This window comes from Mesorhizobium sp. M0140 (assembly GCF_040322475.1).
Lineage (GTDB): Bacteria > Pseudomonadota > Alphaproteobacteria > Rhizobiales > Rhizobiaceae > Mesorhizobium.
Window position 1 is genome coordinate 76,151 of sequence record NZ_JAMYTM010000014.1, and the last position, 13,443, is coordinate 89,593.

Annotated in this window: 11 protein-coding genes; 5 read left to right on the forward strand and 6 right to left on the reverse strand. The window is 64.4% G+C overall.

Going from position 1 to position 13,443, the window contains the following annotated elements:
• Positions 1-134 precede the first annotated feature (134 nt).
• From NKJ37_RS16210 to NKJ37_RS16220, 3 genes are all read right to left on the reverse strand, one after another.
• A complete protein-coding gene (locus tag NKJ37_RS16210; RefSeq protein ID WP_352774330.1) occupies positions 135-1,064 on the reverse strand; it encodes a carbohydrate ABC transporter permease in 930 nt (309 codons plus the stop codon).
• 249 nt (positions 1,065-1,313) lie between these two features.
• Positions 1,314-2,573, reverse strand: a complete 1,260-nt coding sequence (locus tag NKJ37_RS16215) for an ABC transporter substrate-binding protein (protein WP_352774332.1) — start codon at positions 2,571-2,573, stop codon at positions 1,314-1,316.
• Positions 2,574-2,575: 2 nt separating this feature from the next.
• Positions 2,576-3,535 (reverse strand): N-acetylmuramic acid 6-phosphate etherase, encoded by a 960-nt coding sequence (locus NKJ37_RS16220; RefSeq protein ID WP_352440653.1) that lies wholly within the window; start codon positions 3,533-3,535, stop codon positions 2,576-2,578.
• A gap of 198 nt (positions 3,536-3,733) precedes the next feature.
• Between NKJ37_RS16220 and NKJ37_RS16225 the strand changes: the two genes are divergently transcribed.
• The 5 genes from NKJ37_RS16225 to NKJ37_RS16245 are packed head-to-tail and all read left to right on the forward strand — an operon-like array spanning position 3,734 to position 9,718.
• On the forward strand, positions 3,734-4,615 hold the full coding sequence (locus tag NKJ37_RS16225) for a glucosamine kinase nucleotide-binding domain-containing protein (RefSeq protein WP_128305138.1): 882 nt from the start codon (positions 3,734-3,736) through the stop codon (positions 4,613-4,615).
• Positions 4,612-5,394 (forward strand): GntR family transcriptional regulator, encoded by a 783-nt coding sequence (locus NKJ37_RS16230; protein ID WP_027040192.1) that lies wholly within the window; start codon positions 4,612-4,614, stop codon positions 5,392-5,394. Before NKJ37_RS16225 ends, NKJ37_RS16230 begins: the two co-directional genes overlap by 4 nt.
• Positions 5,391-6,443: an SIS domain-containing protein gene (locus NKJ37_RS16235; RefSeq protein ID WP_352774334.1), complete on the forward strand. Its 1,053-nt coding sequence runs from the start codon at positions 5,391-5,393 to the stop codon at positions 6,441-6,443. Before NKJ37_RS16230 ends, NKJ37_RS16235 begins: the two co-directional genes overlap by 4 nt.
• Complete coding sequence (gene nagA / locus NKJ37_RS16240; RefSeq protein WP_352774335.1) at positions 6,440-7,645, forward strand: N-acetylglucosamine-6-phosphate deacetylase; 1,206 nt, start codon at positions 6,440-6,442, stop codon at positions 7,643-7,645. Before NKJ37_RS16235 ends, nagA begins: the two co-directional genes overlap by 4 nt.
• Positions 7,646-7,678: 33 nt before the next feature.
• On the forward strand, positions 7,679-9,718 hold the full coding sequence (locus tag NKJ37_RS16245; RefSeq protein ID WP_352774337.1) for an ABC transporter ATP-binding protein/permease: 2,040 nt from the start codon (positions 7,679-7,681) through the stop codon (positions 9,716-9,718).
• Between the two features lie 21 nt (positions 9,719-9,739).
• On the opposite strand, the gene NKJ37_RS16250 is transcribed toward NKJ37_RS16245, so the two are convergent.
• The 3 genes from NKJ37_RS16250 to rpe form a co-directional block, all read right to left on the reverse strand.
• Positions 9,740-11,254, reverse strand: coding sequence for a malonate--CoA ligase (locus tag NKJ37_RS16250; protein WP_352720939.1), 1,515 nt, complete (start codon positions 11,252-11,254; stop codon positions 9,740-9,742).
• A gap of 177 nt (positions 11,255-11,431) precedes the next feature.
• The gene (locus NKJ37_RS16255) at positions 11,432-12,172 is read right to left on the reverse strand and encodes a GntR family transcriptional regulator (protein ID WP_128305144.1); all 741 of its coding nucleotides are present in this window, start codon (positions 12,170-12,172) and stop codon (positions 11,432-11,434) included.
• A gap of 409 nt (positions 12,173-12,581) precedes the next feature.
• Complete coding sequence (gene rpe / locus NKJ37_RS16260; protein WP_023810869.1) at positions 12,582-13,259, reverse strand: ribulose-phosphate 3-epimerase; 678 nt, start codon at positions 13,257-13,259, stop codon at positions 12,582-12,584.
• Positions 13,260-13,443: the final 184 nt, after the last annotated feature.

Here is a 13,443-nt window from a genome sequence, read left to right on the forward strand (position 1 = left end):
CGGATGTCGCGACTGCTTTCGCCAATCACCAACGCAGCAAGATGGCCGGCAAGGCCAACGCTGCCAATCTCCCCCCTTGCGGGGGAGATGGCCGGCAGGCCAGAGGGGGGTGTTCAAGCTCGACATCTCGCCCCTCAGAACTGGTAGCGACGCAGGCGCGTCTGGACGAGGAAGAGGTAGACGCAGACGCCGCCGAGGATGATCAGGAACATCATCGTGGCAATCGCCGCGCCCATATTGGGGTCGCCGGTCTGCAGCTGGAAGCCGAAGAAGGCGCGGTAGAGGAAGGTGCCGAGAATGTCGGTCGAATAGTTCGGCCCGGCGAGCGCGCCTTGCGCGGTGTAGATCAGGTCGAAGGCGTTGAAATTGCCGACGAAGGTGAGGATCGAGATAATGCCGATCGACGGCAGGATCAGCGGCAGCTTGATCTTCCAGAACTGTGAAAGGCCGGTAATCCCATCGCATTCGGCGGCCTCGATCACCTCTTCGGGGATCGACAGCAGGGCGGCATAGATCAGCATCATCGGGATGCCGACGAACTGCCACACCGAGATCAGGCTGAGTGCGGTCAGTGCATATTGCTCCTTGCCGAGCCACGGCGTGAACAGGCCTTTGAGGCCGACGAGATCCATCAGATGCGGCGCCACGCCCCACAGCGGCGACAAGATCAGCTTCCAGGCGAAACCGACGATGACGAAGGACAGGATGGTCGGAACGAAGATCGCGGTGCGGTAGAAGGCCGCGAATCTGAGTTTCGGGCTGGACAGAAGCGCCGCCAGCATGACGCCGATCGGGTTTTGCACGATCATGTGGATGATGAAGAACCAGGTGTTGTTCCTGAGCGCGTTCCAGAAACCCACCGACCAGTTGGGGTCGCCGAACAGGGTGCGGAAGTTTTGCAGCCCAACGAAGACCTGGTGCTGCTCGATGTTGCGGAACAGCGACAGCTGCAGCGTGCCGGCGAGCGGCAGGATCATGATCGCCGTGTAGACAAGCACGGCCGGCGCCAAGAAGATGCCGATGTGCCAGCGGAACGGTCTTTTCGGTCTGATATCTGCGGCCATGAGTTCGGTCCCCGCCGTCTCTCGGTTCCAAAGGGTATCGATCTAGATGATGCCTCGATGCACGGCCCGAACACTCTTGCCCGATGCGGCAAGAACAAAGGCCTGCGACTGATCAGCTAGCCTTCCCCACAACAGTGAGGGTAAGGCCGGGAGGCGGTGCCGACAATCGCAATCTGAATAGGTGCACTGTGAATGAGGTGGTCCGGAACCGGCCAGGCGTGCGCCCGGCCGGCTCCGTTGCCTGAGCTCTTACTTCGCCGGCTTGTACCAGCTGTCGAGGCCGGTCTGCAGCTTCTTGGCGGCAGCTTCCGGCGTATCGGTGCCGTTGATGACGTTGGCCGATTCGACCCAGGTCTCGTTCTCGAGGTTCGGCGTGCCGCGCGACAGGATCTGGTAGGTCGAACGGATCGTAGGCTTGCACTTGGCGCGCCAGGAGACGAATTCCTGCGCCAGCGGGTCTGCCATCTTCACCGGCGAGGAGTTCAGGCTGAAGAAGCCCGGCAGCGCGTTGGCGTAGATGGTGGCGAAATCCGGCGAAGCGACCCAGGACAGGAAGGTCTTGGCCGCATCGGCATTCTTCGAAGCCGCATTGAGGCCCATGCCGATATCGGTATGGTCGGAGATGTAGCAGGTGTCGCCGGCCTTCTCGACCGGCGGCGGGAAGGCGCCCATCTTGAACTGCGCCTGGGTGTTGAACAGGCCGATTTCCCACGAGCCGGCCGGAAAGATGGCTGCGCGGCCGAGCGTGAACAGGTTCTGGCTATCCGGATAGGTCTGCGCCTCGAAGCCATCGCCGAGATAAGGCTTCCACTTGGCCAGTTCCTCATAGGGCGCGACCCAGTCCTTGTCGGTCAGCTTCTGCTCGCCCTTGATCAGCGCCGCGCGGCCGTCCTCGCCCTTCCAGTAGTTGGGGCCGATGTTCTGGTAGCCCATGGTCGCGGCTTCCCAGAGATCCTTGGTGCCCATCGCCATCGGGATGTAGGTGCCGTCGGCCTTGATCTTGTCGAGCGCGGCGAAGAACTCGTCGCGGGTCTCCGGCACCTTGATGCCGAGCTTGTCGAAGGCGTCCTTGTTGTAGATGAAGCCGTGGATGACCGAGGCCATCGGCACGCAGAAGCTCGCCTTGCCGTCGTCGGTCTGCCAGGCGGATTTGGCGACGGGTGAGAAGTTCTCCATGCCGGGTAATGCCGAGAGGTCGGCAAGGTTGCCCTTCTTGAACAGCTCGAGCGACTTGTCGAATGGGCGGCAGGTGATCAGGTCGCCCGCCGAACCGGCGGCGAGCTTGGCGCCCAGCGCCGCGTCATATTCGGTCGGAGCCGACGGCGCGAACACCACCTTGATGCCCGGGTTCTTGGCTTCGAAGGCCGGGATCAGCTTGTCCTTCCAGATGGCAAGGTCGTCACCGCGCCAGCTTTCGATGTTGAGCGTTACGTCTGCGGCAGAAGCAACCCCGGCCGAGCCGAGAATGCTGGTGCCCAAAAGCAGTGCCGTCAGTAGTTTCGTTGTCATGCTCAGTCTCCCTGTTGACCTTTTTCAGGTTCGGTTTTGATGAGAACGGAGGCAGTGCGCCCTTTGCTCCCCTCTATCGCGGAAAGGGCCGGCCGCAGCTTCTGGCCGGCCTCTTCCAGTATCTTCTGCGCCGCGTCAGTGCTGTCGGCGCCGGCGGCGAGCAGAATGGCGGTCTTGACCGCGCCGCCGCTCTTCTCGAGCAGGCGGGCCGCCTCGTCCGTGTCGCGCCCGCTGACGGCGGCGACGATGCGCGCCGCGCGGTCGCGCAGCTTGATGTTGTCGGCCATGAGATTGACCATGTAGCCGTCATGCACATGGCCGAGATGGATTGCGGTCAGCGTCGACAGCATGTTGAGCGCGATCTTCTGGGCGGTGCCGGCGCCCATGCGCGTGGAGCCGGCGATCAGCTCCGGCGGCGTTTCGAGCAGGATAGCGGTTTGCGCCTGGCGCAGCAGAGCCGAGTTCCGGTTGTTGGCGATGCCGATGGTGGCAGCCCCACGGCGGGCAGCCTCCTCGATGGCCCGCACCGCATAGGGGGTCGTGCCACTGGCGGAAATGGCGATCAGGCAGTCGCCCTTGCCGAGGCCTGCCTCGGCAACCGCTGCCGCAGCCTCCTCGGTATCGTCTTCCGGCCCTCCGGCCAGCGTGCGGAAAGCGTCGTCGCCGCCGGCGATCAGGATGGCGATGCGGTCGCGGTGAATGCCGAAGGTGCCCGGCAACTCCAGTGCATCGGCCAGTGCCATCAGGCCTGAGCTGCCGGCTGCGGCGTAGGCGAGCTTGCCGCCGCTCTTCAGCCTGCCGGCAATGATCTCGGCGGCCCTGGCGATGGATGGAATGGCGTGGCGCACGACCTTGGCGGCTTCGATCTGCGCATCGGCCAAATAGGAAAGGACGGTGTCCGGAGCCTGGATATCCAGCCCCTCGGCATTTTTGTGAAGCGCTTCGGTGCGCGTTTCGGCCATCCCGGTTCCTCCAATACCAGAACAATACCAAAAAAATACCACTTGTCCACACGCATTAACGAATTCGCTGGTCGGAAATCGCTGAATCGACGAAATACGCAGATTTTTCAATAAAATACGGCTGAATCTTTTTGAAACGGAAATTAACCCTTGGCTATTGGTATTTTATTGGTATTATCCGCCTGGAGGAGAAATCACGTGAATTTCGTGCTCGGAATCGATGGCGGCGGCACCAGCTGCAGGGCCGCCCTGGCAACGGCGGACGGCATGGTGATCGGCCGCGCCAAAAGCGGCGCCGCCAACATCCGCACCGACCTGACCGGCGCCCGCTTGAACATCGTCGAGGCCGCGCGGCAGGCGTTCCTCGCCGCCGGGCAGGATGCGGAATTGATCCCGCGAACACCCGCAATTCTCGGCCTTGCCGGCGCCAATGTCGGCACCTACCGGCAGCAGCTCGAAGCGATCCTGCCGTTCAGCATCAGCCGCGTCGAGACCGACGCCGAGATCGCACTGGAAGGCGCCGTCGGCTCCGGTGACGGCGCCATGGCGATCCTCGGCACCGGCACCGCCTATATGGCGCGCAGACAAGGCAAATCGCGCGCCATCGGCGGCTGGGGCTTCCAGGTTGGCGACCAGGGCAGCGGCGCCCGTATCGGCCGCGACCTGCTCGAACAGACACTGCTTGCCTATGACGGCGTTCGCGCCGGTTCGCCGCTGACGCAGAGCATGCTGGCCGTCTTCCGCAACAACCCGGAGGACGTCGTCGAATTCACCACCAATGCCAAGCCGGGCGACTTCGGCGGCTTCGCGCCCAAGGTGTTCGAGCATGCCGAAAAGGGCGACAGCGTCGCCAACTGGATCCTCGACAGGGTGGTCGCCGACGTCGAAGCCTCGCTCGGCGCGCTCGACCTTGCCGACGACGCGCCGCTGTGCCTGCTCGGCGGGCTGGCGCCGCTCTACGCGCCGCGGCTGTCTGCCCGCTATCGGGCGCTGCTGAAGCCGCCGCTCGACGACGCGCTGGGCGGCGCGGTGCAGATGGCGGTTCGCCTTTTCGCCGGACACGCGGAGGCAACTCGATGAGCGAGGCCGCCGACCAGATCTTCGCCACGCTCAAACATCAGGCGCAAAGCGGCGCGCCGCTTTATCTGCAGCTTCGCAAGAGCATCGAGGACGCGGTCAATCGCGGCCTGATCGGGCCGGGCGACGCGCTGCCTTCCGAGCGCGACATCGCCACCAAGGCCGATATTTCGCGGGTTACCGTGCGCAAGGCGGTGCAGGACCTAGTCAAGGGCGGCATCCTGGTGCAGCGCCACGGCTCCGGCACCTTCGTGGCGCCGCGCATGGAGCGTGTCGAACAGTCGCTGTCGCGGCTGACCTCGTTCACTGAGGACATGGCGCGGCGCGGCATGGCTGTGCGTTCGGCATGGCTCGACCGCGGCCTTTACGCACCTTCGCCCGACGAGATGATGGTGCTCGGCCTGTCGTCGAGCGAACTGGTGGCGCGGGTGGCGCGCCTGCGCATCGCCAACGACACGCCGCTGGCGATCGAGCGCGCCTCGCTGTCGGCAAGCGTCTTGCCCGACCCGGCCGATATAGGCTCCTCGCTCTATGCGGCGCTGGAATTGACCGGCAACCGGCCGGTGCGCGCCGTGCAGCGCATTTCCGCCGCCAATCTCGGCGACAGCGACGCGCGCCTGCTCGAAGTGCCGCCAGGCATCGCCGGCCTGCACATCGAACGCATTTCTTATCTGGCGAGCGGCAAGGTGATCGAATTCACCCGCTCTATATACCGGGGCGACGCCTATGATTTCGTCGCCGAACTGCGGCTGACAGGGCCGAGCGAAGAGGGCCGACCATGAGTAAAGAGCCAACCAAGTCGACCGATGTGACCCATATGCGGCGCGAGATCGAGGAGATCCCGCAAGCCGTCGCCCGTCTGCTCGATGGCTCAGGCACCATGCTGACCGAGGCCGGGCGCGGCATCCGCGAACGCGACCCGCAGTTTGTCGTCACCGTGGCGCGCGGCTCGTCCGACCATGCCGCCACTTTCATGAAGTATGCCGTCGAGCTTACCGCCGGCCTCGCCGTGGCGTCGGTCGGACCGTCCATCGCCTCGATCTATGGCCGAAAGCTCAGGCTCGCCGGCTCGGCCTGCCTGGCGATCTCGCAGTCGGGCAAGAGCCCCGACATCGTCGCCATGGCCGAAACCGCGCGTGCCGGCGGCGCGCTGACCGTCGCCATCACCAACACCGCCGATTCGCCGCTGGCGCGTGCCTCGGACTATGCCATCGACATACTGGCCGGCCCCGAGCGCAGCGTGGCGGCAACCAAGACCTTCATCAATTCCGCCGTTGCCGGTCTCGCTTTGATGGCGCATGCCACCGGCGACGAAGCGCTGCTGGTGGCACTGGCCGGCTTGCCGGAGCATTTCCGCAAGGCGATCGCCTGCGACTGGATGAGCGTGCTGGCCGAAACGATCGAGAAACAGAAATCGCTGTTCATTCTCGGCCGCGGCCCGTCGGCGGCGATGGCCAATGAGGCGGCACTGAAGTTCAAGGAGACCTGCGGCATTCATGCGGAGGCCTACAGCGCCGCCGAAGTCATGCATGGCCCGCTGGCGCTGATCGGCCCCGATTTTCCGGTGTTGGCGCTGGCCGCGCGCGATGCGTCCGAACCGTCCATCGCCGAGGCCGCCGACAGCCTGGCGGCCAAGGGCGCGCCGGTGTTCGTCACCTCCGCACTTGGCAAACGCGCCGTGCGCCTGCCGCATGTCGCCACCGGGCACCCGCTGACCGATCCGCTGACGCTGATTGTGTCCTTCTACATGTTCGTCGAGGCCTTTGCCCGCCACCGCGGTCTTGATCCGGATACGCCGCGCAATCTTCGCAAGGTGACGGAGACAGTATGAACGATCGCTTTGCCCTGACTGGTGCCCGGATTTACGACGGGGACGACTGGCATGAAGGCCACGCGCTCGTCGTGCGCGACGGCCTCGTCGAGGCTATTTTGCCCACCAGCGCCATCCCCTCGGATATCCGCGTCGTCGAGACTGGCGGTGGCGTGCTGGCGCCGGGCTTCGTCGACCTGCAGGTCAATGGCGGTGGCGGCGTCATGCTCAACGACCATCCCGATGTCACCTCGATCGAAACCATCTGCAAGGCGCATGCGCCCTTCGGCACGACGGCGCTGCTTGTGACGCTGATCACCGACACGCCCGGCGTCACCGCCGCCGCCGTCGCCGCCGGCGAAGCAGCGGCGCTGCGGAAGGTGCCGGGCTTCCTCGGCCTGCATCTCGAAGGCCCGCATCTGTCGATCGCGCGCAAGGGCGCGCATGATCCGGCGCTGATCCGGCCGATGACGGACGCCGACCAGGCGATGCTGATCGCGGCGCGGCAAAAGCTGCCGGTGCTGCTCACCACCATAGCGCCGGAATCCGTCGAACCGGCGCGTGTCTCGGCACTCGCCAAGGCCGGCATCGTCGTCAGCCTTGGCCATTCCGACACCGGCTACGCCACCGCCAGTACCTTTGCCGAGGCCGGCGCCTCGATGGTCACCCATCTGTTCAACGCGATGAGCCAGATCGGCAATCGCGAGCCCGGGCTGGTGGGCGCGGCCATCGACATCGGCGCGTTGTCGGCCGGTCTCATCGCCGACGGCATCCATGTCGATCCCGCCACCATCAAGATCGCGCTGCGCGCCAAGCAAAGTCCCGGCAAGATCGTGCTTGTCAGCGACGCCATGGCGACGATCGGCACCGACATGACCTCGTTCACGCTGAACGGCCGCACCATCTACCGCAGGGACGGCAGCCTGCGGCTTGCCGACGGTACACTGGCGGGCGCCGATCTCGACATGATCTCTGCCGTGCGTTTCATCCACCGCGTAGTCGGGGTCGAGCTTTCCGAGGCCTTGCGCATGGCCTCGCTCTATCCGGCGCAGGCGATCGGCCAGTCGCACCGGCTCGGCCGCTTCGCCAACGGCACGGCCGCGGACATGGTCGCGCTGTCGGACGATCTCGACACGAAGGGCGTCTGGATCGGCGGCGAAAAGGTTTTTGCGGCCGGTTCCGCCACTGCGTTGATTTCAGGTTCAAGTCGGCTGACGTCATGAAACCTTTTGATTTTGAGGTCGTTGTCGGAGCGTATGTCCGAGGCGAAACCCAAATTGAAACAGGCCGACGGCATCAAACCGCGCGATGCCTTGAAGCCGCGACAGCAAGCGCCGCGTGACCAGAGGCCACGCCACGAGAAGTTGCGCGAAAAAAAGCCGTCGGCCGCCGAAGCTGCCCCCGAGGTCGACGGCCAGCCGGGACCGCCACCGGAGGCTGTCGAGCCCGATCCGCAACTGACGCTCGAAGAGGCCGAGCAGGCGCGCAAGAAATATCTGCTGCGGCGTTTCTGGATCAGCGCGCGCGGTTACTGGAGCCGGCGCGGCGACCGGCTCGCCTGGCCGTTCACGATCGGGGTGTTGCTTCTAATCTGCATCAATATCGGCTTCCAGTATGGCATCAATGTCTGGAACCGCTCGATGTTCGATGCGCTCGAGCAGCGCAACGCCCGCAGCGTCTACTTCCTCAGCGCGCTATTCGTACCGCTGGTGATCTGCAGCGGCAGCCTTGTCGTCGCGCAGGTTTACCTGCGCATGACGATCCAGCGCCGCTGGCGTTCCTGGCTGACCACCGCGGTCATTGCGCGCTGGCTGGCAAGCGGTCGCTACTACCAATTGAACCTCGTCGGCGGCGACCACCAGAACCCCGAGGCCCGCATGACCGAGGATTTGCGCATCGCCACCGAGTCGCCGGTCGATTTCATCGCCGGCGTCCTCAACGCGTTCCTGTCGGCCTCGACCTTCATCGTCGTGCTGTGGACCATCGGCGGCGCGCTCACCCTGCCGATCGGCAGCGAGAGCATTACCATTCCCGGCTTCCTAGTCATCACCGCGATGATCTATGCCGCCATCACCTCGACCTCGATGGTGGTCATCGGCCGCCATTTCGTCCGGCTCTCCGAGCAGAAGAACCAGGCGGAAGCCGAATTGCGCTACACGCTGACGCGCGTGCGCGAAAACGGCGAGAGCATCGCCTTGCTGGGCGGCGAGGAGGAGGAGCGCAGCGGCATCGACAGGAATTTCGGCCATGTGCTCAGGCAATGGGCGCTGCTGACGGGCCAGCACATGCGCACGGCGGCGGTGTCGCAGGGATCGAGCCTGTTTGCGCCGGTCGTGCCGATCCTGCTGTGCGCGCCAAAATTCCTCGAAGGCTCGATGACGCTTGGCGAGGTGATGCAGGCAGCGTCTGCCTTTGGCATCGTGCAAGGCGCGTTCGGATGGCTGGTCGACAACTACCCGCGTCTTGCCGACTGGAACGCCTCGGCGCGGCGCATCGCCTCGCTGATGATGTCGCTCGACGGGCTCGAGCGTGCGGAGCAGAGCGACGCGCTCGGACGCATCCAGCACGGCAAAACCGAAGACGGTGCGATGCTCAGCCTCGACGATCTCTCCGTCACGCTCGACGACGGCACCTCCGTGGTCAAGGAAACCGAGGTTGCGATCGAACCGGGTGAGCGCGTGCTGGTGGCTGGCGAATCCGGCTCGGGCAAGTCGACGCTGGTGCGGGCCGTTGCTGGCCTGTGGCCATGGGGCGGCGGCAGCGTCAATTTCCACGCCGACAGGCGACTGTTCATGCTGCCGCAACGCCCCTACATCCCCTCGGGCACGCTTCGCCGCGCGGTCGCCTATCCCGCGGCGGCGGACAAGTGGACGATCAAACAGATCAAGGCCGCCCTCGACAAGGTCGGCCTTGCCTATCTTGCCGAAAGGATCAAGGAAGAAGCGCCATGGGACCAGACGCTGTCGGGCGGCGAAAAGCAGCGCCTCGCCTTCGCGCGCCTGCTGCTGCACCGCCCCGATATCGTCGTGCTGGATGAAGCAACCTCGGCGCTCGACGAGAAGAGCCAGGACACCATGATGGCGACGGTGATCCGCGAATTGCCTGATGTCACCATCATCAGCGTGGCGCACCGGGCCGAGCTGGAAGCCTTCCACAGCCGCAAGATCACCCTCGAACGGCGCGAGGGCGGCGCCAAGCTTGTCAGCGACATCAATCTCGCCCCACGCAAGCGCAACCTGCTGAAGCGCGCCTTGTGGGGTTCCGGCAGCCGGGCCGAAAGGCCGCGCAAGGAGTAAGGCGCCCCTGCCCCAGCGCAACTATGATGCGTATATGTCCTTGTAGGTGTCGCGCAGCAGGTTCTTCTGTACCTTGCCCATGGTGTTGCGCGGCAGTTCATCGACGAAGATCACCCGCTTCGGGTGCTTGTATTTCGCCACCCGCCCGGCGATGGCGCCGAGAATTTCGGCATCGGTGATCGGCGATGACGGCGCACGCACGACGACGGCGGTGACGCCTTCGCCGAAATCCGGATGGGCAACGCCGATGACGGCGCTTTCGCTAACCCCGTCGAGCGCGTCGATCTCGCTTTCGAGTTCCTTCGGATAGATATTGTAGCCGCCCGATATGATCAGGTCCTTGCCGCGGCCGACAATGTGGACGTAGCCGTCGGCGTCGACCATACCGAGATCGCCGGTGATGAAAAAACCGTCGGCGCGGAATTCCGCCTTGGTCTTCTCCGGCATACGCCAATAGCCGCCGAAGACGTTGGGGCCTTTGACCTCGATCATGCCGACCTCACCCTGCGCAAGTGCTGCGCCGCTGTCGGGATCGGCGATGCGAAGCGTGACGCCGGGCAAGGGGAACCCGACCGTACCGGCGCGCCGCTCGCCCTCATAGGGGTTCGAGGTGTTCATGTTGGTCTCGGTCATGCCGTAGCGTTCGAGGATCGCGTGGCCGGTGCGCTCGCGCCAGGCCTTGTGCGTCTCGGCCAAAAGCGGCGCCGAGCCGGAAATGAACACACGGATGTTTTTTGCCGCCTCATGGGCCAGCCCATCCTGCTGCAGCAGGCGCACGTAGAAGGTCGGCACGCCCATCAGGGCCGTGGCACGCGGCATCAGCGAGACGATGCGGGCCGGATCGAACTTCTGCTCGAACAGCATCGAGGCGCCGGCCATCAGGACGACATTGGTGGCGACGAACAGGCCGTGCGTGTGGAAGATCGGCAATGCGTGGATCAGCACGTCGTCTCCAGTGAAACGCCAGTGCTCGACCAGCACGCGCGCGTTCGAAGCAAGGTTCTCGTGGCTGAGCATGGCGCCTTTCGAACGGCCGGTGGTTCCCGACGTGTAGAGGATTGCCGCGAGGTCATCCGACCCGCGCGCCACGTCATGAAAATCCGTCGGCAGCCGCGAGGCCTGGTCGGTCAGCGATCCCCGGCCGTCGCGGCCGAGCGTGACGGTGACGGCGCCCGTCTTTTCCGCCAGCGCGCCGATATCGGCCGCTCTTGCCGGATCGCAGACGACCAGGCGTGGTTCCGCGTCGCCGAAGAAATACTCCAGCTCGGCCAGCGTATAGGCGGTGTTGAGCGGCAGGAAGACGGCGCCGGCTCGCAAGCAGGCGAGATAGAGCATGACCGCTTCCGGGCTCTTCTCGACCTGCACGGCAATGCGGTCACCGGGTTCGACATCCAGTTGCAAGAGCGCATGCGCAAGCTGCGCAGAGCGGGCCAGCATATCGCCATAGGTGAGCAAGCGGCCATCATCGGTCTCCATCAGCAAGCGCGCTGGCGCCGGCATCCGGGACCGGAACGCATCGAACAGATGATTGCTCATGAAGACTTCCTGGGGTGCTACGGCGCTGAGCATGCGCCTGTCGCGGCATGCCCCGGCGGCGAGAGTTCGCGGTTCTTGGCCGCGCCGTCAAGCCCGCCGACAGCGGTTCACGCCGGCCGCTCTCCACGCAGGCTGAGCGCAAGAAACGAGCGCAAGAGACCCGCCAGGAAACGACTGCTATCGCCGAGCGCGTTTGCCGGCGAGTTCCTTCGTTTCGTCGTCCTGCTCGAAGCGCTTCATGCACATGGCGGCAGTCAACCGGTAGTGGTTGAGCAGTGCCTCGACGGCGCCGTCGGCATTGCCGTCCAGGGCACATTCGGCGATCAGGCGATGCTCGCCGAAATCGTCGCGCTGGACGCCTTCGCCATCATTGGCCATTTGCCGGTAGCGATAGGCGTGATCGGAGAGCTGGTCGCAAAACCCCACCAGCCATTGCGACCGGCAGGCCGAAATCAGCACCCTGTGAAAGATGCGATGCAGCCTCTCCCAATCGGGATTGAGCGAGACGAGGTTCTGCGGCGAAAAACGTGACGCACGGCCCAGGCGATGCAGCGCCAGCACGAGTTGTTCTTCCCATTCGGCGGTGCGGTGGACGATGGATTCGCGAAGCGCCCGCTCCTCGAGCCAGCAGCGGGTGCGCGTCAGCTCTTCGAGTTCCGGCGCACTGACCGGCATGATGAAGAAGCCGCGCTGGTCGTGCCGGCCGAGAAGTCCTTCCGAGGCGAGGCGATTGAGAGCCTCGCGGACAGGTGAGGCGCCGGCCCCATATTTGGAGACAACCCATTCGACCCGCAGTTTGCTCTCGGTTTCAAGGACACCGCCGAGAAGATCGTCCCGCAATTGCTGATAGACCGTACTCGCAAGCGTGCTCTTCGGTCCCGCAGCGTCGTCGTTCAGATTGGCAGCTCCGTATGTCATAGCGACTCCTTGTCCCCAAGACTTGGCCTGGGCGATTCGAGTCTGAAAGCATTCGCCGTCTCGTACTTGTACCATACAGCGCGAGCATTCGCTGCTCAAGCAGAAGATCACGCTATTGTACTTTAGCACGAAGGAATATGCGGCATTCCGGAGCTCAATGCTGTAATTCCGCGCATTTTCACAACCTGTGGAAACTTAACATGTTTTGTATGCACGCAGGAGAATCTGTCTTTCTGTTCTTTTGTATGCGCGCGAGATCAACTGTCTGCTTTGGGCATAGGCCGGCGGACCTTGAGACCGAATCAGGCAACCGCTCAGCCCGATGCCGTTGCGCATCAGATCTTCACAAGCCCCGCCCGGGACCAGAACCTTAGCCGGCATGTCGGGCCGACCGCGGGAACACCGCCGGTCAGCCGGCTGCGTTGTCGGCTGCCGTCCTGATCGCCTGGATGTTCTGACGATAAGCCTCGACGCTGCCGCCTTTGAAGATGGCGGCGCCCGCCACCAGCACGTCGGCGCCGGCAGCGGTGACCAGCGGCGCGGTCTCGGCTGAAACACCGCCGTCGATCTCGATGCGGATCGGCCGGCCGCCGATCAGGGCCTTGACCCGCTTCACCTTGTCGACGACCGCCGGGATGAAGGCCTGGCCGCCGAAGCCCGGATTGACGGTCATGATCAGGATCAGGTCGAGCCGGTCGAGCACGTATTCGACCACGCTTTCCGGCGTCGCCGGATTGAGCGACACACCGGCCTTCTTGCCAAGGTTCCTGATGGTCTGCAGCGAGCGGTCGAGATGCGGGCCGGCCTCGGCATGGACGGTCAAACCGTCGCAGCCGGCCTCGGCAAAAGCGGCCAGATAGGGGTCGGCCGGGGCAATCATCAGATGGCAGTCGAAGAAGGCCTTGGTGCGGTTGCGGATCGCCTTGATCACCGGCGGGCCAAAGGTGATGTTGGGCACGAAATGCCCGTCCATAACATCAAGATGGATCCAGTCGGCGCCGGCCGCCGCCACCGCTTCGACCTCATCGCCGAGTTTGGAAAAATCCGACGCCAGCACCGATGGTGCAATCAGGGTCTTTCTGCTCATGGGTGCGGCCTTTCCGAGTGTCCTTCTCGTTCGGCCACCCTATCGACTGCCTAATGTGCCACAGCCGACTTGTCGAGGGTGCAGGCGCGGGCACCGCGCAGGCTGACGTGCCAGCATCCCCGATCACGTGCGGCCAATTCCCGCTTGCCCCCACAGCTACGAAGAAAAACCCGCCGAATTGCTC